Annotated in this window: 27 protein-coding genes; 15 read left to right on the plus strand and 12 right to left on the minus strand. The window is 69.1% G+C overall.

What is annotated here, in order from left to right; all coding sequences use genetic code 11:
• Nucleotides 1–134: 134 nt before the first annotated feature.
• The 3 genes from pyk to J7346_RS12805 all read left to right on the plus strand — a co-directional run bounded on the left by pyk (nt 135) and on the right by J7346_RS12805 (nt 3,068).
• Nucleotides 135–1,571 (plus strand): pyruvate kinase, encoded by a 1,437-nt coding sequence (pyk, locus tag J7346_RS12795; RefSeq protein WP_209120364.1) that lies wholly within the window; start codon nt 135–137, stop codon nt 1,569–1,571.
• 147 nt (nt 1,572–1,718) lie between these two features.
• Nucleotides 1,719–2,756: a DNA adenine methylase gene (locus tag J7346_RS12800; protein WP_209120365.1), complete on the plus strand. Its 1,038-nt coding sequence runs from the start codon at nt 1,719–1,721 to the stop codon at nt 2,754–2,756.
• 33 nt (nt 2,757–2,789) lie between these two features.
• Nucleotides 2,790–3,068, plus strand: coding sequence for a hypothetical protein (locus J7346_RS12805; RefSeq protein ID WP_209120366.1), 279 nt, complete (start codon nt 2,790–2,792; stop codon nt 3,066–3,068).
• Here the strand turns inward: J7346_RS12805 and J7346_RS12810 are convergent.
• Both J7346_RS12810 and J7346_RS12815 read right to left on the minus strand, forming a co-directional pair.
• A complete protein-coding gene (locus J7346_RS12810; protein WP_209120367.1) occupies nt 3,065–3,688 on the minus strand; it encodes a ribonuclease HII in 624 nt (207 codons plus the stop codon). The genes J7346_RS12805 and J7346_RS12810 overlap by 4 nt on opposite strands.
• Nucleotides 3,685–4,287 carry a DNA-3-methyladenine glycosylase I gene (locus J7346_RS12815; RefSeq protein WP_209120368.1) on the minus strand — a complete coding sequence of 201 codons (603 nt, stop codon included), beginning with the start codon at nt 4,285–4,287 and terminating at the stop codon, nt 3,685–3,687. The genes J7346_RS12810 and J7346_RS12815 overlap by 4 nt, the downstream gene beginning before the upstream one ends.
• 87 nt (nt 4,288–4,374) lie before the next feature.
• On the opposite strand from J7346_RS12815, the gene J7346_RS12820 reads away from it, so the two are divergent.
• Both J7346_RS12820 and J7346_RS12825 read left to right on the plus strand, forming a co-directional pair.
• Nucleotides 4,375–4,818, plus strand: a complete 444-nt coding sequence (locus J7346_RS12820) for a tetratricopeptide repeat protein (RefSeq protein ID WP_209120369.1) — start codon at nt 4,375–4,377, stop codon at nt 4,816–4,818.
• 121 nt (nt 4,819–4,939) lie between these two features.
• Complete coding sequence (locus J7346_RS12825; RefSeq protein ID WP_209120370.1) at nt 4,940–5,167, plus strand: hypothetical protein; 228 nt, start codon at nt 4,940–4,942, stop codon at nt 5,165–5,167.
• Between the two features lie 58 nt (nt 5,168–5,225).
• Here J7346_RS12825 and J7346_RS12830 read toward each other — a convergent pair whose 3' ends face one another.
• Nucleotides 5,226–6,017 (minus strand): folate-binding protein YgfZ, encoded by a 792-nt coding sequence (locus J7346_RS12830; RefSeq protein ID WP_209120397.1) that lies wholly within the window; start codon nt 6,015–6,017, stop codon nt 5,226–5,228.
• Between the two features lie 94 nt (nt 6,018–6,111).
• On the opposite strand from J7346_RS12830, the gene J7346_RS12835 reads away from it, so the two are divergent.
• Nucleotides 6,112–7,068 carry a glycosyltransferase family 9 protein gene (locus J7346_RS12835; protein ID WP_209120371.1) on the plus strand — a complete coding sequence of 319 codons (957 nt, stop codon included), beginning with the start codon at nt 6,112–6,114 and terminating at the stop codon, nt 7,066–7,068.
• 22 nt (nt 7,069–7,090) lie between these two features.
• Nucleotides 7,091–8,434 carry a dihydroorotase gene (locus tag J7346_RS12840; RefSeq protein WP_209120372.1) on the plus strand — a complete coding sequence of 448 codons (1,344 nt, stop codon included), beginning with the start codon at nt 7,091–7,093 and terminating at the stop codon, nt 8,432–8,434.
• Here J7346_RS12840 and J7346_RS12845 read toward each other — a convergent pair.
• The 4 genes from J7346_RS12845 to erpA all read right to left on the minus strand — a co-directional run bounded on the left by J7346_RS12845 (nt 8,421) and on the right by erpA (nt 10,918).
• A complete protein-coding gene (locus J7346_RS12845; protein ID WP_209120373.1) occupies nt 8,421–9,356 on the minus strand; it encodes an alpha/beta fold hydrolase in 936 nt (311 codons plus the stop codon). The genes J7346_RS12840 and J7346_RS12845 overlap by 14 nt on opposite strands.
• A 25-nt stretch (nt 9,357–9,381) precedes the next feature.
• Nucleotides 9,382–10,059: an SdpI family protein gene (locus J7346_RS15225; protein WP_209120374.1), complete on the minus strand. Its 678-nt coding sequence runs from the start codon at nt 10,057–10,059 to the stop codon at nt 9,382–9,384.
• Nucleotides 10,052–10,342, minus strand: coding sequence for a metalloregulator ArsR/SmtB family transcription factor (locus J7346_RS12855; protein ID WP_209120375.1), 291 nt, complete (start codon nt 10,340–10,342; stop codon nt 10,052–10,054). Before J7346_RS12855 ends, J7346_RS15225 begins: the two co-directional genes overlap by 8 nt.
• Nucleotides 10,343–10,528: 186 nt before the next feature.
• Entirely contained in the window at nt 10,529–10,918 is a 390-nt protein-coding gene (gene erpA, locus J7346_RS12860) for an iron-sulfur cluster insertion protein ErpA (RefSeq protein WP_209120376.1), read from the minus strand.
• 34 nt (nt 10,919–10,952) lie between these two features.
• Between erpA and J7346_RS12865 the strand changes: the two genes are divergently transcribed.
• The 5 genes from J7346_RS12865 to scpB all read left to right on the plus strand — a co-directional run bounded on the left by J7346_RS12865 (nt 10,953) and on the right by scpB (nt 15,539).
• Nucleotides 10,953–12,161, plus strand: a complete 1,209-nt coding sequence (locus J7346_RS12865; RefSeq protein WP_209120377.1) for a deoxyguanosinetriphosphate triphosphohydrolase — start codon at nt 10,953–10,955, stop codon at nt 12,159–12,161.
• 77 nt (nt 12,162–12,238) lie between these two features.
• Nucleotides 12,239–12,955, plus strand: coding sequence for an SPOR domain-containing protein (locus tag J7346_RS12870; protein ID WP_209120378.1), 717 nt, complete (start codon nt 12,239–12,241; stop codon nt 12,953–12,955).
• Nucleotides 12,956–12,961: 6 nt separating this feature from the next.
• Complete coding sequence (nagZ, locus tag J7346_RS12875; protein ID WP_209120379.1) at nt 12,962–14,011, plus strand: beta-N-acetylhexosaminidase; 1,050 nt, start codon at nt 12,962–12,964, stop codon at nt 14,009–14,011.
• Nucleotides 14,008–14,847, plus strand: a complete 840-nt coding sequence (locus J7346_RS12880) for a ScpA family protein (protein ID WP_209120380.1) — start codon at nt 14,008–14,010, stop codon at nt 14,845–14,847. Before nagZ ends, J7346_RS12880 begins: the two co-directional genes overlap by 4 nt.
• Nucleotides 14,844–15,539 (plus strand): SMC-Scp complex subunit ScpB, encoded by a 696-nt coding sequence (gene scpB / locus J7346_RS12885; RefSeq protein WP_209120381.1) that lies wholly within the window; start codon nt 14,844–14,846, stop codon nt 15,537–15,539. Before J7346_RS12880 ends, scpB begins: the two co-directional genes overlap by 4 nt.
• On the opposite strand, the gene J7346_RS12890 is transcribed toward scpB, so the two are convergent.
• From J7346_RS12890 to J7346_RS12910, 5 genes are all read right to left on the minus strand, one after another.
• Nucleotides 15,536–16,459, minus strand: coding sequence for a cobalamin biosynthesis protein CbiG (locus J7346_RS12890; protein ID WP_209120382.1), 924 nt, complete (start codon nt 16,457–16,459; stop codon nt 15,536–15,538). The two genes, scpB and J7346_RS12890, sit on opposite strands and share 4 nt — an antisense overlap.
• Nucleotides 16,460–16,545: 86 nt before the next feature.
• Nucleotides 16,546–17,061 carry a hypothetical protein gene (locus J7346_RS12895; RefSeq protein ID WP_209120383.1) on the minus strand — a complete coding sequence of 172 codons (516 nt, stop codon included), beginning with the start codon at nt 17,059–17,061 and terminating at the stop codon, nt 16,546–16,548.
• 2 nt (nt 17,062–17,063) lie between these two features.
• Nucleotides 17,064–17,843, minus strand: a complete 780-nt coding sequence (gene xth, locus J7346_RS12900) for an exodeoxyribonuclease III (protein ID WP_209120384.1) — start codon at nt 17,841–17,843, stop codon at nt 17,064–17,066.
• A 121-nt stretch (nt 17,844–17,964) separates the two neighbouring features.
• Complete coding sequence (locus tag J7346_RS12905) at nt 17,965–18,918, minus strand: hypothetical protein (RefSeq protein WP_209120385.1); 954 nt, start codon at nt 18,916–18,918, stop codon at nt 17,965–17,967.
• A 170-nt stretch (nt 18,919–19,088) separates the two neighbouring features.
• The gene (locus J7346_RS12910; RefSeq protein WP_209120386.1) at nt 19,089–20,084 is read right to left on the minus strand and encodes a hypothetical protein; all 996 of its coding nucleotides are present in this window, start codon (nt 20,082–20,084) and stop codon (nt 19,089–19,091) included.
• Between the two features lie 139 nt (nt 20,085–20,223).
• Between J7346_RS12910 and J7346_RS12915 the strand changes: the two genes are divergently transcribed.
• The 3 genes from J7346_RS12915 to J7346_RS12925 are packed head-to-tail and all read left to right on the plus strand — an operon-like array spanning nt 20,224 to nt 22,655.
• Entirely contained in the window at nt 20,224–21,321 is a 1,098-nt protein-coding gene (locus J7346_RS12915) for an MBL fold metallo-hydrolase (protein WP_245157858.1), read from the plus strand.
• Between the two features lie 5 nt (nt 21,322–21,326).
• Complete coding sequence (locus tag J7346_RS12920) at nt 21,327–22,091, plus strand: enoyl-CoA hydratase (RefSeq protein ID WP_209120388.1); 765 nt, start codon at nt 21,327–21,329, stop codon at nt 22,089–22,091.
• Nucleotides 22,092–22,142: 51 nt separating this feature from the next.
• Complete coding sequence (locus J7346_RS12925; RefSeq protein WP_209120389.1) at nt 22,143–22,655, plus strand: N-acetyltransferase; 513 nt, start codon at nt 22,143–22,145, stop codon at nt 22,653–22,655.
• Nucleotide 22,656: the final 1 nt, after the last annotated feature.

Below are 22,656 nucleotides of genomic sequence, written 5' to 3' on the forward strand. Positions count from 1 at the left end.
CGAGGGCGTAGCGCGAAACGGGCCGGGGCGCGACCGGCGGGCATAACTTCGTGTTTCGCGCAAAGAACTGCCCTTAACCCGACGCGCTTTCGTGGGCACAAGGGACAAAACCCCTGCGGCCCTGTGGATATTTGATGAAGAGAGCCCGACACGCCCGTATCGTCGCGACCCTGGGACCGGCCAGCCGGTCGCCCGGCATGGTCAAGACCCTCGCGCAGGCCGGGGTCGATGTCTTTCGTCTGAACTTCAGCCACGGTTCGCATGACGACCATGCGGCCGCGCTGAAGGCGGTGCGCGGGGCCGAGATGGCGCTGAAACGGCCGCTGGGGGTGCTGGCCGACCTGCAGGGGCCCAAGCTGCGACTGGGCCGGTTCCGGGATGTCGAGATCGACATCAAGCCCGGGCACAAGATGCGGTTCGACCTCGACCCCGAGCCGGGCGACGAGGCGCGGGTGCAGATGCCGCATCCGGAGATCTTCAAGGCCCTGCGCGAGGGCATGCTGCTGTTGCTGGACGACGGCCGGGTGCGGCTGCGCGTCGGCAAGCGGACCGACGACTGGGCCGATGTGACGGTCGAGAGCGGCTCGAAATTGTCGGACCGCAAGGGCGTCGCCGTGCCGGAAGCGGTCATTCCCGTCTCGGCCCTGACGCCCAAGGACCGCGAGGACCTGGCCTTTGCGCTCCGTATCGGCGTCGACTGGGTGGCGCTCAGCTTCGTCCAGAAGGCCGAGGACATGGCCGAGCTGAAGCGGCTGGTCGACGGCAAGGCGGCCTGTCTGGCCAAGATCGAAAAGCCCCAGGCGCTGAACGAACTGGAGGCCATCCTCGACTATTCGGACGGGGTGATGGTGGCGCGCGGCGATCTGGGCGTCGAGCTGGACCCGGAAGAAGTGCCGGTCGCGCAAAAGGCCATCATCCGCGCTGCCCGCCATCGCGGCGTGCCGGTGATCGTGGCGACCCAGATGCTGGAGTCGATGACGGGGGCGCCCGCGCCGACCCGGGCCGAGGCCACCGACGTGGCCAATGCCGTCTATGAGGGCGCCGACGCCCTGATGCTGTCGGCCGAGACGGCCTCGGGCGACTATCCGGTCGAGGCGGTCACCATGATGAACCGCATCATGGAGCGCGTCGAACGCGATCCGGTGTGGCCCAGCCTGATGGACGCCGAACATGCCGGCATGGACGACATCGACGCGGATGCCCTGGTGGCCGCCGCGCGCAAGGCCGGCGAGGCCCAGTCGACCGCCTGTATCGTGGTGTTCACGACCCTGGGCGGCACTGCCCGGCGGATGGCGCGCGAACGGCCGCTGCACACGGTTCTGGCCCTGACGCCCAATCCGGACACGGCCCGGCGTCTGGCGCTGGTCTGGGGGCTGGAGCCGCGCCTGGGGCGCCAGCCCGACTCGCTGGAACAGGTCACCGACGACGCCGTGGCCGGGGCCATGGACTATGGGCTGGCGCAACCGGGGCAGAGGATACTCATCCTGGCCGGGACGCCGTTCGGCGCGCCGGGGGCTGCGAATCTGTTGCGGCTGGCGCATGCTCCGTCGAAGGTTAAACGGCGGAAGTGATCCTCCCCTGCTGAGCGTAGCGAAACGGGGGAGGGGGACCGCGCGCAGCGGGGTGGAGGGGGCGACCCCCAACACCGGCGCTTGTTGTCGCCCCCTCCACCACTCCGTGGTCCCCCTCCCCCCGCGGGCGGGGGAGGAGATGACGGCATGATCAAATATATAGGCTCGAAGCGGGCGTTGCTGGGGCAGGTGACCTCGGCGATCGGCGCGCTGGCGGGGCCGGGGGCGACCGTCTGTGATCTTTTCAGCGGGTCAGCGCGGGTCGGGCATGCGCTGAAGCGGGCGGGCTATTCGGTCTGGTCGAACGACCACAACGCCTATGCGCACACCCTGGCCACCGCCTATGTGCAGGCGAACCGCGAGCGGTGGCTGGACCGGGCCGAGGCGGTGCTGGCCGAACTGCGCGCGCTGAAGCCCGAGGCCGGCTGGTTCACCCGGGCCTTCTGCGAGGACGCCCGCTATTTCCATCCCGATAATGGGGCCCGGATCGATGCCATGCGCGAGCGGATCGAGACGCTGGGTCTGGATCCGGAGTTGAAGGCCATCGCCCTGGTCAGCCTGATGGAGGCGGCCGACCGGGTCGATTCCACGGCGGGGGTGCAGATGGCCTATATGAAGCAATGGGCGCCGCGGGCGCTGAAGCCCCTCGAACTGCGGATGCCCGATGTCCTGCCGTCAGTGGGGGCACCCTGCCGGGCGACGAAGGCGGATGCGGTCGAGATCGCGCCGGAGATAGCGGCCGATCTGGTCTATCTGGACCCGCCCTACAACCAGCATTCCTATCTGGGGAACTATCACTGCTGGGAGAGCCTGGTGCTGTGGGACAAGCCCGAGACCTATGGCGTGGCCAACAAGCGGGTCGATGTGAAGACGCGCAAGAGCGCCTTCAACAGCCGGCCGCGCATCGGGCCGGCGCTGGCAGCGGTGATCGAGGGGCTGAGGGCGCCCAATCTGGTCGTATCCTTCAATGACGAAGGCTATCTGGACCGCGAGACCCTGGTCGGCATGCTGTCGGCGCGGGGCCATGTGCAGGTGATCGAGATCGCCCATCCCCGCTATGTCGGGGCGCGCATCGGCATCCATAATCCCAAGGGGGAGAAGGTCGGGACGGTGGGCCGCCTGCGGAATGTCGAGCTGCTGTTTGTGGTCACGCCCGAGCCGGTGGCCCTGCCGCACGCGGCCTGAGAGCGGGAACCCCGGGGGGATGCCCCCCGTTTGGTGACCATGCAGACGATCACCGACAGCCGCACCGACAGCCTGGGCCACGAAGTCCGTATTCCCCGACGCGCCCCCGTGCGGAGCGCTCGTGCCGCCGACGCCTTTCAGACCGTGGCCTGGCGCGCGCCCGAGGCGCGTCGGGATCGCTATACCCCCGCCAATGTCGCGCACGACCCCTATGCCGAGGACGAGGAAATCCCGCACTGGATGATCCTGGTCGGCGGCGGGCTGCTGGCGGCGCTGATGGGCGCCCTGCTGGGCGGCGCGATGGCGCTCTAGGCGCTCATCCTTTCCTCGATCAACAGCCGGATCGGCGCAAAGGACCGCCGGTGCTGGGCGCAGGGACCCAGGCGGTCCAGCGCCTGCCGGTGCAGGGGCACACCATAGCCCTTATGCCGGGCAAAGCCGTAGCCGGGGTGCTCTCTCTCAAGCTCATGCATCAGCCGGTCGCGGGCCGTCTTGGCGAGGATCGAGGCGGCGGCGATCGAGGCCGAGCGCGCGTCGCCCTTGATCACCGCGACCGACCGGCATCCGACATCCAGCGCATGATTGCCGTCGATCAGGGCGAGGGCGGCGCAATGGCCCAGCCCCTGTACCGCGCGGCGCATGGCCAGTTCGGTGGCGCGCAGGATGTTCAGGCGGTCGATTTCCTCGACCGTGGCGAAGGCCACAGACCAGCACACGGCCTGTGCCTTGATCGCGGCCTCGGCCTCCTCGCGGGCCGCTTCCGACAGGGCCTTGGAGTCGTTGAGGCCCGGGGGCAGGCACGCCGGATCGAGGATGACAGCGGCCGCGCTGACGGGCCCCGCCCACGGGCCGCGCCCGGCCTCGTCCACGCCGCAGACCCGACCATGGGCAGCCCATTCATGCTCGAGCGAAAAATCAGGAAGGGTGGTCACGCGGCGATGCCCCCGGCCAGTGGCGCATGGCGGTGGCAGGCGGTCACGTGGTCGTTGACCATGCCGGTGGCCTGCATGAACGCATAGACGATCACCGGACCACAGAATTTGAAGCCCTCGGCCTTGAGAGCCTTGGCCATGGCCACGGACTGCGCGGTCTGGGCCGGGACGTGTTTCATCGAGGGCCAGGCATTCTGGACCGGTTCGCCGTCGACGAAGGACCAGAGCCATTCGGACATGTCGCGCCCCTGATCCTGCAACTCCAGCCAGCGCCGCGCGCCGGAAATGGTGGCGTCGATCTTGGCCGCTGATCGCACGATGCCGGCATCGTTCAGCAGCCGCTGGCGGTCGGCCTCGCCATAGCGGGCGACCTTCTCCGGATCGAAATTGTCGAAGGCCGCGCGGAAGGCCTCGCGCTTCTTCAGGATGGTGATCCACGACAGGCCCGCCTGGAAGCCGTCCAGCACCAGCTTCTCCCAGAGGGCACGGGAGTCGCGTTCCGGCACGCCCCATTCCTGGTCGTGATAGGCGACATAGAGAGGATCGGTGCCGCACCAGCCACAGCGGCCGGTCGCGTCGGGCACGGGCGAGTCGGTCATGCCCCCAGAGTCGCCGGGCCGGGTCGCCGACGCAAGCGTCACGTCCCGTCAGGTCCGGCGAGCCGGCCGCTGTGGCAAGGGGAAAGGGTGAGCCGCCCTGTCCTTCTGTCTGCGCTGTTCGTCGTCGGCCTGGTCCTGCTCGGGGCCGGGGAAAGCCGGGCACAGGACAGCAAGATGATGCCGCAAGCCCCCGGCGTGGTCGGCGAGCTGGGCCAGACCAGTCCGGATGCCCTGATTGCCTCGCAACTGTGGATGGCCGAGGCCTACGAGCGCAAGGGTCTGATCGATCAGGCGATCCGGACCTATGAAGAGGCCCTGCTGTCGATCCTGCAGTTCCGGGGACAGGGGCACGTATCGATGGCCGAGCCCATGGTGCGGGTGGCGCAACTGACGCAGGATCCGGAGATACGGGTGCGGTGGCTGGAGTCCGCGCTGCGGATCCGGGAGATCGGCTGGGACACAGGCGAAGCGCGGCGAACGGCGCTCCGGATGGAGCTGGTGAGGGCACCCGACGTACGCCTTCGCCCTTGATCGGGGAGGGGCGACAGTCGATGCATCCGGGCTGTTTCCAGCCACCGACCGCCGTCAAGGGGGTGGACAAGTCCCCGCCGAAACGAAACAACAAGAGCTTCCACAATCGGAGGACATCACCATGCGTATCGCCCTGTTTGCCGCCGCCGCTGCCGCTCTGGCCCTTGCCGCCTGCTCGCAGGAGACCGGTGACAACGCTGCCGAAACCGCTGACGCTGCCGGCGACACCATGGCCTCGGCCGCCGAAGACACCGCCGAGAATGCGGACGCCGTGGCCGACAACACCGCCGCTGCCACGAACGAAGCGGCCGAGGACGTCGACGCCGCCGTCGAGACGCCCGCCGAGTAATCGATCCCCGATCGACAGGGAGACGCGCCCGGAGTTCGCTTCGGGCGCGTTTTTTGTTTCAGAGCCCGGTCCAGTCCGGCCGTTGGACCGTTGCCGGCTTCCCCTCGACCGTCAGGTCGCCGTCAAGCCGGTCGAGACGCAGCAGAGCCATGACGCGTCGGCCCTGTCCGGACAGGGTCTGGCCCGCGCGGCGGTCGCCGTTCAGGACCTCGGTGCCAAAGGGGGGCAGGGGGCCATCGACGTCGAGGGGCAGCATGCGATTGCGGACGGCACCCCGGCGCTTCATGCGTGAGGTCGTCTCCTGCCCGATGAAACAGCCCTTGGAAAAGTCGATGCCGTTCAGCAGGTCAAAGTTGGCCTCGATCGGATAGGTGGTGTCCTGGCCACCGTCGCGAGCCGGGTCGGGAATACCGAGCGACAGGCGGTGATCGTGCCAGGCCTCGGGCGTGTCGGTGACGGGCAGGCGTTCGCCATAGTGCCGGTGGCCGAGCGCGGGAAGGCGCGGGTCGGGGGTGCCGGGCGTGTCGGACGCGGCGGGCCACAGCACCTGGACCGTGCCGTCGTCAGGCGTGATCGAAACGTTGGCGCGCAGGCGGTAGAGACTGAGCCGCTGGATCAGGGCGTCGCGACGGTCCGAGGCCACGTCGAGGAGCACCCCGTCCTCCTCGCCGAACAGGAACAGGTCGAACAGCAGGCGGCCGGGCGGGGAGAGCAGAGCGCCGAAGCGCAGATCGCCGGGCTGGAGGCTCAAGACCTCCTGCGTCAGCAGGCCGTTCAGGAAGGTGCGGGCGTCCGGACCGCTGACCCGGACGAGGGCGCGATCAGGGAGGGAGGCGATGCGGGGCGACATGGTCCACAGATAGGGGGCCAAAGGGGCCTTGGCGAGGGGCCCTCCGCCCGCGAGGACCGCTGCCGTTGGTCAAGAATCCGTATACGGTGCGACCATGCCCGCCGCCTTTCCCGTCCTCTACATCGCTGAAGCCGACCCCGAGATGGCGGTGATGGGTTCGGGCGTGCTGAACCATCTCGTCGAAGCCCTGCCGCAGGCACGCTTCACCGTGGTGGGATCGCCGGCCAGCGCGCCGCTGTTCGCCGGCCTGCCGCGGCTGGACCGGACGCTGGTCCTGAAGGGCGAGGGCGTGGCCGAGCTGACCGGTCTGTGGAATCAGGTGCGGGGCACGCACTGGGGTCTGGTCGTCGACATGCGCGGCACCAAGCTGTCGGGCTGGCTGCGGCGCAAGAAGCGGGCGGTGCGCGGCGAGATGCCGGACGGGCTGCACGCCGTCGAGGCCGCAGCGCGGGTGCTGCAGCTGGACGAGGTGCCCGCCCCCTGCCTGCATCCGTCGCAGGGCGATGTGGTCGAAGCCGAAGCCCTGTTGGGCACCGTCGAGGGGCCGCTACTGGCTATCGGGCCGGGAGCCGACTGGATCGGGCGGCTGTGGCCGGCGGAGCGCTATGCCAAGGTGGCGCTGGCTTTGTTGGGCGAGGGCGGGCCGCTTGAGGGCGGGCGTTTGCTGATCGTCGGCGGGGCGGGGGATCGCGACGCGGCCCACACCATCCGGCTGGCGGTGCGGCGTGAACGGGTGATCGAGGCGCAAGGGAAGCTCTCGCCGCTGGCCACGGTCGCAGCGCTGCGGCGGGCGGACTTTTATCTGGGCGGGGATTCGCTGTGGACCCAGCTGGCCGTGGCCGCCGGTGTGCCGGTGACGGCCGTGTTCGGGCCGTCCGATGACTCCCTGCGCGGGCCCTGGGGCGGCCAGACGCTGAGGGGGCCGCGCAGCTTTGAGGAATTCCGCACCCTGGACCCGCGGTTCAACCAGGCCCTGCAGCATATGATGGACCTTCCGGCCGAGAGGGTGTTGAAAGCCTGCGTGCGGCGCCTGACGACGGACGCCGCCTGATCTGACCGGCAGGAGGTTCGCCATGGGCAACAGCTATGACCTGATCGTGCGGGGCGGCGAGGTCGCCAATCACGCCGGACGGGGGCCTGCCGATGTCGGGGTGCGCGACGGGCGGATCGCCTTCGTCGGAGACCTGTCGCGGGCCTCGGCCGGGGAGGAGGTGGATGCCGCCGGCCTGACCGTCCTGCCGGGCGTGATCGACACCCAGGTGCATTTCCGTGAGCCGGGTCTGGAGTGGAAGGAAGACCTCGAGACCGGCAGCCGGGCCGCGGCGCTGGGCGGGGTGACGGCCGTCTTCGAGATGCCGAACACCGATCCCACGACCACCGATGCCGAGGCGCTGGCCGACAAGCTGGCCCGGGCGCGCGACCGGATGTGGACGGATCATGCCTTCTACGTCGGGGGCACGCATGAGAATGCGGCCTGGCTGGATGAGCTGGAGCGGCTGCCGGGCTGCTGCGGGGTCAAGGTGTTCATGGGCGCCTCGACCGGGACCCTGCTGGTCGCCGACGACGACGGGGTGCGCGACATCCTGAAGCGGGTGAACCGCCGGGCCACCTTCCACTCCGAGGACGAATACCGGCTGGCCGAGCGGCGCAGTCTGGCGCGGACCGGCGACTGGACCAGCCACCCGGAGGTGCGCGACGTCGAAAGCGCGATCCGCAGTACCCGGCGTCTGGTGGGTCTTGCCCGCGAGGTCGGGGCGCGTATCCATGTGCTGCACGTGACCACCGCCGAGGAGATCGAGTTCCTGGCGGGCGCCAGGGATGTGGCGACGGTCGAAGTCACGCCCCAGCATCTGACGCTGGACGGCGACGAGGCCTATGAGCGGCTCAAGGCGCTGGCCCAGATGAACCCGCCGATCCGCAACCGGCCACATATCGAGGGCCTGTGGCACGGCATCGCCCAGGGGGTCGTGGATGTGCTGGGCTCGGACCACGCCCCGCATACGCTGGAAGAAAAGGCCCGGCCCTATCCCGCCTCGCCGTCGGGCATGCCGGGGGTGCAGACGCTGGTGCCGGTCATGCTGGACCATGTGGCGAAGGGGCGGATGACGCTGGAGCGGTTCATCGACCTGACCTCGGCCGGGGCGCAGCGCATCTTCAACATCGCCGGCAAGGGCCGGATGGCGGAAGGCTATGACGCCGACCTGACACTGGTCGATCTGAAGGCGAAGGCGGTGCTCAGGCACGAGGACATGGCCACGCGCTCGGGCTGGACCCCGTTCGACGGCATGGAGGTGCAGGGCCTGCCGATGGCCACGATCGTGCGCGGCCGGGTGGTGATGCGCGACGGCGAGCTGCAGGGCAGCGCCCACGGCCGCCCGGTGCGCTTCCAGGAAACGCTGACGCCTAGCGCGGGCTGAGGATGAAGGCGGCGATGTCACGCACCACCGGGGCGGCCAGAGGCAGGTCCGGATCGCCATAGGTGCGTATGTTGGCGGCGCGCTCGGCGGGCGCCTCCTTGAGCACGTGATTGACGCCGTCCCAGACGACGAGGGTGGCGTCGGGCTGCGCGGCCTTCATGGCGTCGGAATCGACCGTGGTGACCTGAATGTCGGTGGTGCCCTGGGCGATCAGGACGGGGCCGTCCCAGGCGGCGATCAGTTCGCGGGGGTCGAGCGCCAGCCAGGACATCAGATACGGCTGGACCGAGGGCCGGAACAGCGCCTCCAGCCCGGGGATGGGTTCGACCTCGCGCCCGGCCTCAAGCTCGGCAAGGGCGGTGAAGGCCCGGGTCCGCATCGGCTCGGGCAGCTGCGGGCCCAACTGTTCCTCCAGAACAATGCGGGCCGGGCGACCGGCACCGGACACCAGCACCAGACCACAGATGGTCGAGGTGTCGCGTTCGGTGGCGGCGAGGGCGACCAGCGCCCCCTCGCTGTGGCCGATCAGCCAGGCGCAGGGCAGGCCAGCCTGTTCAGCGGCCTGTTCGGCCCAGCCGATGGCGTCATCGACCAGATGGGAAAAGCGCAGATCCTGCTCGGCCATGCCGGTGAACAGGCTCTCGCCCACGCCGCGCTTGTCATAGCGGATGGTGGCGATGCCCTCTTCGGCGAGGCCCTCGGCCAGCAGCCGATAGGTGGACGACCGGATGCCCTGGGGGCTGTTTCCGTTGCGGTCGGTCGGACCTGAGCCCGCGATGATGACGCCGACGGCGCGGGGGGCTTCGGCCGGGGCCAGCCAGGTGCCGTGCAGCGGGCCGGCGTCGGTCTGGAGGGTGACGGCGGTGCCGGGATCCTGAGCGGTCAGGGACAGGGCGGCGGCGGCGAGCAGGGCGGACAGCATGAGAGTCTCCCGGGCAGGTGTAGGGTCAGAAAGGCTGGCGGTCGGGATCGGCGCGCCAGACCCGCCAGCTCTCGACTGCGGACAGGATGGCCGCGACGAGCACGGCGACGATGACGGCGATGATCCCGAACGGCTGGGGCACGAAGGGCGCGCAAGCCAGACCGAACAGGCCGATCAGGAACAGCAGGCGACCGGCGAGGCGATTGGAGCGCTCCCACGCCAGCTTGCTCTTGAAGGCCCATGGCGTGCGGACGCCGACGACGGGGTTGGGGCCGACCCGGCCGAGGAAGGCGCCGGTCAGCATCAGGATGGCGCCCAGACCCGCCATCGGCAGGACGGTGCCGATCGAGGTGGCGCCGGACAGGCTGAGCGAGGCCACGAACAGGGAGACTCCGGTCATCGACAGCAGGATCACCAGCTGGGCAAAGCGCAGCGACCGGGCGCGGGCGGCGTCGCCTGCGTGGCGGGCGAACCGCCCCATGCCGCCGCTGAGGATCAGAAGCAGCGCGCCCAGACCGAAGATGAGGGCGCCGACCGTCTCGCGGCCCGCCCAGTCATCCGCCTCGCCCCGGATGTTGAAGTGCACGGGCATCAATCCGGTGGGCCCTGCGAAGAAGACCCAGAGGCCGATCCCGAGGATGATGGCGGAAATGCCCAGGCCGGCGAGGTCGAGGGCCGAGGCGGGTCTGCGGATGTCAGTCACGGTCCTTGTCTCCATCAGCGGGCGCGCGGGCCCCGGTGATCGACAGGAGGAAGGCGAGGGCCTCCTCCACGGCGGAAATGTCGAGGCGATAGCGAATGGTGGTGCCGTCGCGCTCGGGGCTGACCAGGCCGGCCTCCTTCAACGCATTGAGGTGGCCGGTCACCGTGGGCCAGGTCATGTCAAAGGCCCCCGCGATGTCGCCCGACGCCATCGGGCCTCGCCGCAGCATCTCGATAATCCGGCGCCGCACGGGATGCGACAGGGCCTTGAACAGGGTGTTCATGGCATCTTCCTAATTAGGAAAAGCCCTAAATGCAAGAGGTGGGAGCATGACATCGTCATCCTCGGACTTGATCCGAGGATCGGACCGGGCAGTCGTTTTGCTGCGATGCACAGACTGAGCGGCCTCGCCGGACAGGGCAGAGAGGTGCACCGATCCTCGGGTCAAGCCCGAGGATGACGCGGACTGTCAGATCGAGAAGCTGACGCCGCAGCCGCAACTGGAGGCGGCATTGGGGTTGCGGACGACGAACTGGGCACCCGCGAGATCATCGACGAAATCGATCACCGACCCGGCGAGGAAGGGCAGGGACACCGGGTCCACGACGGCGGTTCGCCCGTCGGCGCGGATGGCGATGTCATCCTCTTCGGCGGTCTCGACCAGATCGAACCGGTACTGGAAGCCCGAGCAACCGCCGCCGTCGACCGCGACGCGCAGCATGAGGGGGGTGCCCCGCGCCTCCGACAGGCGCGCCAGCCGGGCGGCGGCAGCCGACGACAGGCTCAGGCCATGAGAGGCCGCGCGGGCCGTGGCGTCGCCGGTGGTCTCGACCCGGAAGTCTGTGGATCGTTCGGTCATACCGCCCTATATGAGGCCGCCACGGGCTACCGCAATGCCTGTCACCCCATCGGGATCAAGTCCGCTGACCGATCGTCGCCTCGCCCCCTATGCCCTGGATGCCGCAAACACGCTGGGACGGCGCGTGCCCGAACCGGCCAGCCGGACGCGCACGGCCTTTGCCCGCGATCGCGACCGCATTATCCATTCGACCGCTTTTCGACGCCTGAAGGAAAAGACGCAGGTGTTCGTGGCGCATGAGGGCGACCACTATCGCACCCGCCTGACCCACAGTCTGGAGGTGGCCCAGATCGCCCGCTCGCTGGCCCACGCTCTGGGTCTCGACACCGATCTGGCCGAGGCCGTGGCGCTGGCGCATGACCTTGGCCACCCGCCGTTCGGCCATGCGGGCGAGGATGAGCTGCAGGCCTGTATGGAGCCGTGGGGCGGGTTCGATCACAATGTACAGACCTTCCGCGTCGTGACCCGGCTGGAAGAGCGCTATCCGGATTTTCTCGGCCTGAATCTGAGCTGGGAGACGCTGGAGGCCATCATCAAGCATAACGGCCCGGTCGACGGGATGCTGGATCGCCCGGCGTGGAAGCCGGTGGCGGAATTCTCGAAGGACTGGGACCTGAGGCTGGACAGCTTTGCCTCGCTGGAGGCCCAGGTCGCGGCCATTGCCGACGACATCGCCTACAACAACCACGATGTGGACGACGGGGTGCAGGCGGGCCTGTTCACCCTCGACGATCTGATGGAGGTGCCGCTGATCGGGCCGATCCTGAAGGGCACGCGCGACGACTGGCCCGATCTGGATGCGCGGATGATCCGGCTGGAGGCCGTGCGGCGCATGATCGGGGCGATGATAGAGGATGTGCTGGCCGAGACGACGCGACGGCTGAAGGCCGACGGCATCCAGACGGTCGAGGATGTGCGGAGGGCCAAGCGGATGCTGGTCGCCTTTTCGCCGGACATGCTGGCCGATCTGGGGGCGCTGCGCCGGTTCCTGTTCACGCGCATGTATCGGCACTACCGGGTCAATCGCACGCGCAGCCAGGCGCGGCGGATCCTGTCCGAAATGTTCCAGCTGTTCGTGGCCGAGCCGGACATCCTGCCCCCCGAATGGGCGGCGCGCGCCACCAGCAGCGACGCGGGCCGTCGGGCGCGGGCGGTCTGCGACTATATCGCGGGCATGACCGACCGCTATGCGATCGAGGAGCATCGCAAGCTGTTCACCCTCGATCTGGCGCTCGATCTGTGATTCGAATGCGGAGGTCCGGGGCGCTAGGATAGGCGCCCGGACGCGCGATTCGCGTATTCACCACCTCGAGGGCCCCCATGTCGCACGAAGACCCCTATCGCCAGGATCCGGGCGCCGGTCGCGAACGCGGCGCCTATACCCCCCCGACCGACGAGGACCTGCCGTTCCGCCGGGGCGGGGGCGGCTATGACGCTCGCCGGAGCGGAGCGGGTGGGCCGCCGGTCACCCTGATCATCAGCGCGGCGGTCCTGCTGCTGCTGATCATCGTCGTGGTGGTCTATTACCGGGCGGGGCCGCGCGGGTCCGAGGATGCGCCGCCGGCCATCGGCACGCCGGTCGGTGAGCTGAAGGTCGAGGCCGCAGAGGATGCCCAGCCGGTCGATCCGGCCGAAGGCATCGATGTCTATGATGAGGCGGAGCCGATCGTCACCGCCCCGACCTATGTCCCGCCGCCCGAAGCGGTCCAGCCCAACGCCCGTCCGGCCGAGACCCCGGCCCCGGCGCGGGCCGAGCCGACGCCCGCTCCGGCGCCGTCGGCCCCGGTGGCCGTCGGCGGCAATTCGGCCGTGCAGATCGGCGCCTTCTCGACGCCCGGACTGGCCGATCGTGAATACGGCCGGGTGGTCGGCCGCTACAGCCAGTACACCGAGGGCGCGGTGAAGCGGGTGCAGGAAGTGACCTCCTCCAGCGGATCGACCCTGTACCGGACGATGATCTCGGGCCTGAGCCGCGAACAGGCGCAGGGGCTGTGCGATGCCATCAAGGCCTCGGGCGGCGACTGCATCGTGCGCTGATCCGAGGTGACGCGGGCGATCATCCTGGGCTGTTCGGGCCCCCGACTGACCGAGGCGGAGGCCGACTTCTTCGCCGAGGCCCAGCCGTTCGGCTTCATCCTGTTCCGGCGGAATATCGAGGACCCGGAGCAACTGGCCGGGCTGGTCAGCGCGCTTCGCGCGACGGTCGACACCCCGGAGGCGCCGATCCTGATCGATCAGGAGGGTGGGCGGGTGCAACGCATGATCCCGCCCCACTGGACGCGCTATCCGCCGGGTGACGCCTATCTCAAGGCCGCTCGGGATCTGGGCGAGGCGCGCGAGACCGCCCGGCTGGGCGCGCGTCTGATGGCGCATGACCTGCACGCCATGGGCATCGACGTCGACTGCCTGCCGGTGCTGGATGTGCCGGTGCCGGGCGCGCACGACATCATCGGCGACCGGGCCTATGCCCACGATCCGGAGCGGGTGGCCGTGCTGGGCCGGGCCGCCGCCGAGGGGCTGATGGCGGGCGGGGTGCTGCCGGTTATCAAGCACATCCCCGGCCACGGCCGCGCCCTGTCGGACAGCCATCTGGAGCTGCCGGTCGTGAATGCCGACCGCGATCACCTGGAGGCGTGGGACTTCCTGCCGTTCAAGGCCATGTCCGACATGCCGATCGCGATGACGGCCCATGTGGTCTACACGGCGCTGGACCCCGACAGGCCGGCCACGACCTCGCCCGTGGTCCTCGACATGATCCGCGAGGAGATGGGCTACCAGGGGCTGATCGTGTCGGACGACCTGTCGATGCAGGCGCTGAAGGGTGATCTGGAGCACCGGACCAAGCGCGCCCTGAAGGCCGGCTGTGACGTGGCCCTGCACTGCAACGGCGACATGGACGAGATGCAGGCCGTGCTGGCGGGCTCGAAGCGGCTGAAGGGCAAGAGCCTGCGCCGGGCCGAGGCGGCGCTGGCGCGTCGCGTGCGGACGCCCGAACCGCTGGACGTCACCGAGGCGCGGGCGCGCTTCGACCGCATGATGGCTCCGTATCTTGAGGCGAAAGCCGGTCCCGACGTCGGGGAGGCGCAGGGGTGACCCGGCCGTTCCAGCCCAATCTGAACTTTGCCGCGGTCGAGGCGGTCGAGCCGGAGGAGGCCTTCGTCGTCGATCTGGACGGCTATGAAGGGCCGCTGCATGTGCTGCTGGCGCTGGCGCGGAACCAGAAGGTCGATCTGCTGACCCTGTCGATCACGAAGCTGGCCGAACAGTATCTGGCCTTTGTGCACGAGGCGCGGCGACGGAACTTCGCCCTGGCGGCGGACTATCTGGTGATGGCGTCCTGGCTGGCCTATCTGAAGTCGCGCCTGCTGCTGCCGCGCACCGAGGCCACCCCCGATGCCGAGATTCCGGCGGAGGAGATGGCGGCGGCCCTGGCCTTCCGGCTGCGCAAGCTGGAGGCCATGCGCACGGCCGGCGAGGCCCTGATGCGCCAGCCGATCCTGAAGCGCGATGTGTTCACCCGGGGCGACCCCGAGGCCACGGTCGTTGTCCCCTCGGACCAGATCGATGCCAGCCTCTATGAGCTGATGAGCGCCTACGTGAACCAGCGGCGGCGGGCCGAGCGGCGGGCCTATAATCCCGGCCTGCGGGTCGAGGCCTTTCCGCTTGAGGCCGCACGGGACTGGCTGCGCGACCGGCTTCCGGACATGGACGGCTGGACAGCGCTGGGCGAGATCGCTCCGCAGGCTGAAACACCCGACGAGAGCGGTGAGCGGGAGGGGCCCAGCCAGGCCAGCTACGTGGCCTCGACCCTGTCGGCCAGCCTGGAACTGGTCAAGGAGGGGGCGCTGGACGTGAACCAGGCCGAGGCCTTTGCCGATGTCTATCTGCGGCGCCGCGAGCAGGGCCAGCCGCTGGAGCTGACGCCATGAGTGACGAGGCGACCGACGCGAAAAAAGGACTGGCCTTCCGCCCTGATGACACCGAGATCGAGCGCCGGGTCGAGGCCCTGTTGTTTGCGGCGGCCGGGCCGCTGTCGGCGGCGGACATCGCCCGGCGCCTGCCCGAGGATGCCGATGTGGGGCGGGCGCTGGCGCGGCTGGTCGAGCGATATCGCGACCGGGGCGTGACCTTGCAGGTGGTGGCCGATCGCTGGAGCTTCCGTACCGCGCCGGACCTGTCGTTCCTGATGACCGAGGAGCGCGAGGAGCCTCGGCGCCTGTCAAAGGCCGCGCTCGAGACCCTGGCCATCGTCGCCTATCACCAGCCGGTCACCCGGGCGGAGATCGAAAGCGTGCGCGGCGTGTCCCTGTCGAAGGGCACCCTCGACCAGCTGCTGGAGATGGGCTTCGTGCGGCTGCGCGGACGGCGGCGCACGCCGGGTCGGCCGGTCACCTATGGCACTGCCGACCGGTTCCTCGAGCATTTCGGCCTGGCCAGCCTGAACGACATGCCGGGCGTGCAGGAGATGAAGGCGGCGGGCCTGCTGGACATGTCCATGCCCAGCGGCTTCGAGGTGCCCGACCCGGGCCGTGCGTCGGACGGCGACGACGAACTGGACCTGCTGGACCACGAGGACGCGCCCGAGTTCGCCCAGGACTTCGTCGGCGACCCCGAACGCTAGACGGGCGGCAGGCGGTTGACGCCCAGGATCCAGCCTTCCTCGGTCTCAACCTGACGGATCAGCTCGTCGGAGGCGCCCTTCGGCGGGGCGAAGGCCGCCGCCAGTTCGCCGCGGTCATCCATATTGGCAAAGGCCTCGGCGGTGACCCGGACCTGGGCCTGGTCCTTGAACTCGCCCTCGTTCGGTTTGGCATCGAACAGCGACGGCCAGACCTCGACGACCAGGGCCGACAGGGGCTCGATGTCGGACGCATCGAGCGCGCGCCAGCCCGTGCCGAACGGCCAGACGGCGGCGGAGGCATCCAGCTTTTGCAGCAGACGATTGACGGCGGCGATGCCGACCAGGGTCTGGCCGCCCACGGCGCCCGCCCCATGCATCTGCCAGACACTCTTGGGTTGCAGGCGCCCCTGCCGGGCGGCGTGTTCGGTCGCGCGGAACTCGGGAATGTCGGCGCCTGCGCCCTCGGGCGGCTTGGTCGCTGTCAGCCAGCGCTGGGTCTGTTTGGCGGGCGCCCCCCAGAAGGGCCAGGCCTGATCGGTCATCAGCCGGTTCATCTTGGCCGCGACCTGATAGCGGTTGTTGGTGTTGTCCGCCTTGTCGACCACGTTCGAGGCGATGAAATTCCACATGCCGCGCCAGCTGGTGTCCTTCAGCTGCAGGCGCGCGGCCGTGCCGGCCGGATAGCCGAAGTTGAAGTCGAAACCGACCAGCACCCGGTCGCCGCGCTTGCGGTGATCGGCCAGCAGGGAGGCGATCAGTGCCTCGCCCTCGGCGCGGGTCGCAACGTTGTGGGTCTCGGTATAGAGGCGGAAGCGCACGTCGCGCTTGGCCACGCCGACCCACAGCGACTGGTCGCCCAGCTTGCGAGTCTCGGCGGCGGTCCAGTCGGCGATCAGATAGGCGTCAAACAGGCGGGCCACGGCGGGCGCTCCCAGAGAAAAGGCGAAACAGGAATGGGCGGGCTTCTAGACCCGCAGGAACGGAACGCAAAGCGCAAAGGCGGGGTTCAGGCCCGGATCAGCGCTTCAAGGTGCGACAGCCAGCGGCGCCCGAGACGCAGGGCCTCGGAGGGCGAGCCCTCGGGCGACGGGGCCGCCGTATCCCACAGGTTCAGCTCGAACTCGGGATGGCGGGCGTCCATGAACATCAGGCGCAGGACGACCAGTTCGGCGTCAGGCGCCAGGATGTCGAGCGCCTTCCTGGCTTCGCCGCGACGCACGCGGGCCACCACATGGCCGTCGACGATGATCTCGGCGCCGTCGATCTCTTCGAAGCCATAGACCAGACCATGGGCCCCGCGCGCCCAGAGGACGGCGATCTGGCCCTCGTCAAAGTCGAGACCTGCCGCCTTGCCCTCGGCGGGCGAAAAGGCCTCGACCTCGGGGGGCACGCCGAGCGTCTTGAGCAGGGTCCGGCGGAGGCGACGCTCGCTCTCCATCCACCAGGCCAGGGCCAGCATGACGGTGGTCAGGGCCGCGGCCGCCAGCGCAACCAGCAGCATGAAGCGCACCGCTTCGCCCACCTTCAGTCCTCCAGCGTCACGACCACCGGCACGTGGTCGCTGGGCTTGTCCATCTCGCGTGCCTGGCGATGGGTCTGGATGCCGGTGAAGCGGTCGGCGGCCTGGGGCGAGAGCAGGTGGAAGTCGATGCGGATGCCGTGGTCGCGCTGCCAGGCGCCGGCCTGATAGTCCCAGAAGGTGAACGTGCCCGGCGGCTCATTGCCCAGCGCATGGCTGTCCGACAGGCCGAGGTTGCACAGGGCGCGGAAGGCCGCGCGGCTCTCGGGCTGGAACAGGGCGTCATCGACCCAGGCGGACGGATCGCGGGCGTCCCCGGGCGTCGGAATGACATTGTAGTCGCCGCACAGCACGAAGGCCTCTTCCAGCGCCAGCAGCTCGCGCGCATGCCGGTTCAGGCGGTCGAACCAGCCGAGCTTGTAGCTGAATTTCCCGGTGCCGACCGGATTGCCGTTGGGCAGGTAGAGGCCGCCCACCCGTACCGGACGCGGTCCCTCGACCACGGCCTCGATATAGCGGGCCTGTTCGTCGGACGGATCGCCGGGCAGGCCCCTGCGGACATCCGAGAGCGGCAGCTTCGACAGCAGGGCAACGCCGTTGTAGCTCTTCTGGCCGTGTGTCTCGACGTTATAGCCCAGCGACTCGAACGGCTCGCGCGGGAATTTCTCGTCCACGCATTTGATTTCCTGGAAGCAGGCGACGTCCGGTTGGTGCTCGCCCAGCCAGGCGAGCACGGTCTCGAGGCGGGCGTTGACGGAGTTCACGTTCCAGGTGGCGATGCGCATGGGCGGAAGCTAGTGCGATTTCCCGCGCGAGGCGAGGGGGCGGGCATCGGCCCTTTCGCCCACGAAAAAGCCCGACGCACCGAAATGCGCCGGGCCGATCCGTCAGGCCTCTGACGAGCGCCTATGGCTCGCTGGAGGCCGGCGTTTCCGCAGGCGTGACCGGCGTCAGGGTACAGCCGCCGCCGATCCGTACGGCCTCGCCGCAGGTGTAGAGCTGTCCGATGGCACGGTCCTTGACGCGGGCGACGAACCCTTCCCCTGACGTGCATTTGACCTCGATGAAGCGTCCCGAGGCGTTCTGACCCAGCAGGTGCAGTTGGGCGGGGTCGCAGATGTCCAGGGCGGTGCCGGCCAGAAGCGGTTTGAAGGCGGCGGCCTGCTCTGCGACGGTGGTGTACTCACACGTCAGATTGATCGCCATGGCCTGGAGGCAATCCATCGTGCGCCAGCCCTCGGCGGTTCTTTCGATGTGATAGCCGTCCTCACCGGCGCAGCCCACTTCGTAGACGGCATTGCCTTCCGGCGTGAAGCCCAGCGCCTTGCCGGCATCGACGCGGCAAGACAGTCCGGCTTCTGCGGCGAAGGTCGCAATGGCGCCCGCAGCGCCCTGGTTGCCAGGCAGGCGGCACACGGAGTTGGGGGCCAGCTCGCCCCCCTGGGCCCGGATCTGATCGGCCTGGGCGGCCAACACGACGCATTCGAACGTCTGGGGCGGCGTGGCGCTCGTCAGGATGTAGCCGGTGCCCTGTGCGCACGCGACTTCGAACAGGTCGTTGTTGTCATGGGTGGTGCCCAGGAGCGCGGACTCGGTGACCTCGCAGGTCAGGCCTGCCGCAGTGACGGCGGCACCGGCCGCTTCGGCGACCTGCGGCGGGGTCAGCTGGCGACCGCGGCGGTCCCGTGCCTCGAAGGAGCCCGGCGTCAGCTCCCTCTCCATGCGATCGCTTTCCATGATCGCACGGCGATCGGCCTGTTGCTGAATGGCGCCGGGCGTCTGGGCCTCTGCTCCCGCGCCGAGAGACAGGGTGGCGACAAGCGCAGTGGCAGCGCCAACGAACAGTCTGGAAAAAGTCATTTCAGCCCCTCAACCGAGATTTGCATCAAGCGTGATAAGCCCAAGATGACGCGAGGCCAAGTCGACCACGCCTGCGGGGCGACAGCAGGGGCGGCGCCCGAGCGTTCCCGCCATGAAAAAAGCCCGGCGTACCGCAGCACGCCGGGCCATTCCCTCGCATGAAGCGAAGCTTATTGTTCCGGAACGTTCTCCGGCTCAACGGTAGCGCCCAGCGCGTCGCCGGTCAGCTCGCAGGGCTTGCTGAAGATCTGGACAGCGTCGACGCAGGAATAGACCTGCTGGGTCGAACCGTTGAGGAAGCGCACGATCATGCCTTCACCGGTCGAGCACTTGACCTCATAGAAGGCGCCACGATCAGCCGGGCCGTCGCCCATCCAGGACACATCATCGACGTTGCAGTTGGCGACCTCGGTATTGGCGACCAGCTTCGGCCATTCACCCCGGGTTTCCTCCGCGGTGGTCAACTGGCAGGTGCCGGTCGAGATCAGGGCATAGCGCCAGCACGGCATGGCGCTCCAGCTGCCGGACTCGCTCTTTTCGAGGCGATAGCCGTCGGAGCTGGCGCAACCCAGCTCATACACGCGGGTGTTCAGCGCGACAGCCTCGTCCGCGTCGCATGAGACGCCCGCCTCCCGCGCATAGGCGCTGATGACCTGGACGCGGTTCTGGTTGCCCGGCAGGGCGCATTGCAGGCCGACCTCGGCCTCCGGATTTTCCCGGCGCAGCTGCCAGGCGAGGCTGGACTGCAGAACGCAGTCGGAGGCCGTGGGCGCGCCCTCGACCGCTTCGAGGATGTAGCCGGGGCCGGAGGCACAGGCGACTTCGTACAGTTTGGCACCGCCCTCACGCATGCCCAGCAGCGACGACTCGGTCACCTGGCATGAGGGGACGGCGATGGCGGCAACACTGGTCGCCTGGGCCATCACTTCCTCAGCCGTCGGGGGTGCGGGCTGACGACCGCGCTGGCGTTGCTGGTTGCGATCACTGCGACCCCCGCCGATCCGGCCGGGCAGGACCACCTCGCCCTGAATCTGGCCAGAGGCTTCGGACGACTCCTCACTACGATTATTGCCGCGGTTGTCCTGAGCCAGTGCGGGGCTGGCGCTCAGCAGGGCAAGGGCGAGGGCGGACCCGGTGAGGGTGGCGAGCTTGATGGATGAGGACACGGAGGAGGCTCCTGACAACTTTCACTTTTGTAACCTTTCGCGTGCGGATGTGACAGGGTCAAGGCAGGAACAGGGCAATCTCCCCGGGTGGACGCCGAAAGGCGAAATGGTCTATCGAGGGTTTCGATTGGAGACGCACTTGGCCGACGGCGTGGTACGCGAGGACGAGGAGAAGGAAGAGACGGCCCGTGGCCTGACCTGGCCCTTCGCGCGCGTCCCGGAGGCCGGAGAGGCGATCTGCGTAGCGCCCGGGGTGTGGTGGATGCGCCTGCCCCTGCCGATGGCGCTCAACCACATCAATCTTTACGCGGTCGAGGACGGGGACGGCTGGGCCATCGTCGATACCGGGTTGTTCACCCCGCAGTCGGTCGAGCTGTGGGAGGACCTGCTGGCCGGCGTCCTGAAGGGGCGCCCGGTCACGCGCGTGATCTGCACCCACATGCACCCGGACCACATCGGCATGGCGGGTTGGCTGTGCGAGCGTTTCCAGGCGCCGCTGCTGATGTCGCGGCTGGAATATGTGACGGCCCGCATGCTGGTGGCCGACACCGGGCGACCGGCGCCGGAATCCGGCCGGGCCTTCTACCAGCGTGCAGGCTGGACGCCGGAACAGCTCGACGGCTGGGCCCGCGACTACGGTCAGTTCGGGCGCGTCGTCAGCGCGATGCCGGATGCCTACCACCGCCTGACCGAGGGCGATGTGTTGTCGATCGGCGGGGATGACTGGGAGATCGTGGTCGGTCAGGGCCATAGCCCGGAGCACGTCTGCCTGTGGCGGCGCCCGGACGATGTGTTCCTGGGCGGGGACCAGATCCTGCCGAAGATTTCGTCCAACGTGTCGGTCTGGCCGACCGAGCCGCTGGCCGACCCGCTGGGCGACTGGCTGGCCTCGCTGGACAGACTGGCAGACCTGCTGCCCGAAGACCTGCTGGTGCTGCCGTCGCATGGCGAGCCCTTCCGGGGCGTGCAGACCCGACTGGCGGCCCTCAAGCGAGGCCACGGCCAGGCGCTGGCGCGGCTGGAACGCCGGCTGGAAACGCCGATGCGGGCCGTTGACACCTTTGCCAGTCTGTTCGCCCGCCCGGTCGGCGACGGGCTGCGCGGCATGGCCACCGGCGAGGCGGTCGCCCATCTCAACTATCTGGAACGGCGGGGCCGCGTGGTGCGCGAAGCCGATGCCGACGGCGTCGACTGGTGGCGCCAGGCCGAAACCTTGCAGAATTCGAACGGGGAGTGACCGACGTGTCCGAGACCATCCACACCGAACTGGCCGACGGCGTCCTGACCGTCACGTTGGCCCGGCCGGAGAAGAAGAACGCCATCACCCAGGCCATGTATGCGGCCCTGGCCGAGGCGACCGAGCGCTGTCGCACCGATGACGCCGTGCGGGTGATGCTGATCCGGGCCGAGGGCGACAGCTTTTCGGCGGGCAATGACATCGCCGACTTCATCGCGCTGGGCTCGCAGGCATCGTCGCCCGCCGATATGGCCGTGTTCCGGTTCCTGAAGGCGCTGGCCGATCTGGACAAGCCGCTGGTCGCTGCTGTGAAGGGGCGGGCGGTCGGCATCGGCACCACCCTGCTGCTGCACTGTGACATGGTGGTGGTCGCCGAGGATGCCCTGCTGTCGGTGCCCTTCATCAATCTGGCGCTGGCGCCCGAAGCGGCGTCCAGCCTGCTGCTGCCCCGGGTGATCGGTCACCAGCGGGCCTTCGAGATGTTTGCTCTGGGCCAGCCGGTCGATGGCCGCACGGCCCTGGCCTGGGGGCTGGCCAATCGCGCGGTGGCCGCAGACGCCGTGGACGAGACGGCCGCCGACCTTGCGCGGCAACTGGCCACGCGCGCGCCGAACTCGATCCGCAAGACCAAGGCCCTGATGCGCGACGCCGCCGACATGTGGGCGCTGATGGAACGCGAGGGCGAGGCCTTCGGCAGCCAGATGAAGAGCCCGGAGGCCATGGAGGCCTTCATGGCCTTCACGCAAAAGCGGGCGCCGAATTTCGGCTGAGACATTTCGGCGATTGCGTCGCTGCCTCGCGCCCTGTAGCAGCGCGCGCCTATGGCCGAGCCACTTGTCCAGACCCCGTCCGACCTGCCCCATCCCGGGGGTGCGGTGCTGCGCGCCGAACAGGCGGGCGATGCGGACGCGATCGACCGGATCGTGCTGGCGGCCTTCGGTCCCGGTCGTTTCGCCAAGACGGCCGAGCGTCTGAGGGAGGGCGGCACCGTGGCCGCGGGCTTCGTCACCTGCGTCGACGACCGCCCGGTCGGCAGTGTGCGTCTGTGGTCGATCCGGGTGGGCGAGACGCCCTGCCTGTTCCTCGGGCCGATCGCCGTCGAACGCTCGGAGCGCAGCGAGGGCCTGGGCGCCGCCATGGTGCAGGCCTGCATCGACCAGGCGCGCGACACCGGGGCCGCAGGCATCCTTCTGGTCGGGGATGCGCCCTATTTCGGGCGGTTCGGCTTTGCCCGGATCGACGGGGTGGCCCTGCCCGGACCGGTCGATCCGGCCCGGGTCCTGTGGCTACCGCTGGCGGTCCCGGACGTGGCGGGCCCGGTCGCCCGCGCCTGAA

It is taken from the genome of Brevundimonas sp. A19_0 (assembly GCF_017744255.1).
GTDB lineage: Bacteria > Pseudomonadota > Alphaproteobacteria > Caulobacterales > Caulobacteraceae > Brevundimonas.

Coding starts and splice junctions, on each gene's coding strand:
- J7346_RS12800 (WP_209120365.1), top strand. CDS start 1,719: ATGATCAAATATATAGGCTCGAAGCGGGCGTTGCTGGGGCAGGTGACC.
- pyk (WP_209120364.1), top strand. CDS start 135: ATGAAGAGAGCCCGACACGCCCGTATCGTCGCGACCCTGGGACCGGCC.
- J7346_RS12835 (WP_209120371.1), top strand. CDS start 6,112: ATGCCCGCCGCCTTTCCCGTCCTCTACATCGCTGAAGCCGACCCCGAG.
- erpA (WP_209120376.1), bottom strand. CDS start 10,918: ATGACCGAACGATCCACAGACTTCCGGGTCGAGACCACCGGCGACGCC.
- J7346_RS12870 (WP_209120378.1), top strand. CDS start 12,239: ATGTCGCACGAAGACCCCTATCGCCAGGATCCGGGCGCCGGTCGCGAA.
- J7346_RS12925 (WP_209120389.1), top strand. CDS start 22,143: ATGGCCGAGCCACTTGTCCAGACCCCGTCCGACCTGCCCCATCCCGGG.
- scpB (WP_209120381.1), top strand. CDS start 14,844: ATGAGTGACGAGGCGACCGACGCGAAAAAAGGACTGGCCTTCCGCCCT.
- xth (WP_209120384.1), bottom strand. CDS start 17,843: ATGCGCATCGCCACCTGGAACGTGAACTCCGTCAACGCCCGCCTCGAG.
- J7346_RS12840 (WP_209120372.1), top strand. CDS start 7,091: ATGGGCAACAGCTATGACCTGATCGTGCGGGGCGGCGAGGTCGCCAAT.
- J7346_RS12855 (WP_209120375.1), bottom strand. CDS start 10,342: ATGAACACCCTGTTCAAGGCCCTGTCGCATCCCGTGCGGCGCCGGATT.
- J7346_RS12865 (WP_209120377.1), top strand. CDS start 10,953: ATGCCTGTCACCCCATCGGGATCAAGTCCGCTGACCGATCGTCGCCTC.
- J7346_RS12815 (WP_209120368.1), bottom strand. CDS start 4,287: ATGACCGACTCGCCCGTGCCCGACGCGACCGGCCGCTGTGGCTGGTGC.
- J7346_RS12905 (WP_209120385.1), bottom strand. CDS start 18,918: ATGACTTTTTCCAGACTGTTCGTTGGCGCTGCCACTGCGCTTGTCGCC.
- J7346_RS12830 (WP_209120397.1), bottom strand. CDS start 6,017: ATGTCGCCCCGCATCGCCTCCCTCCCTGATCGCGCCCTCGTCCGGGTC.
- J7346_RS12845 (WP_209120373.1), bottom strand. CDS start 9,356: ATGCTGTCCGCCCTGCTCGCCGCCGCCGCCCTGTCCCTGACCGCTCAG.
- J7346_RS12825 (WP_209120370.1), top strand. CDS start 4,940: ATGCGTATCGCCCTGTTTGCCGCCGCCGCTGCCGCTCTGGCCCTTGCC.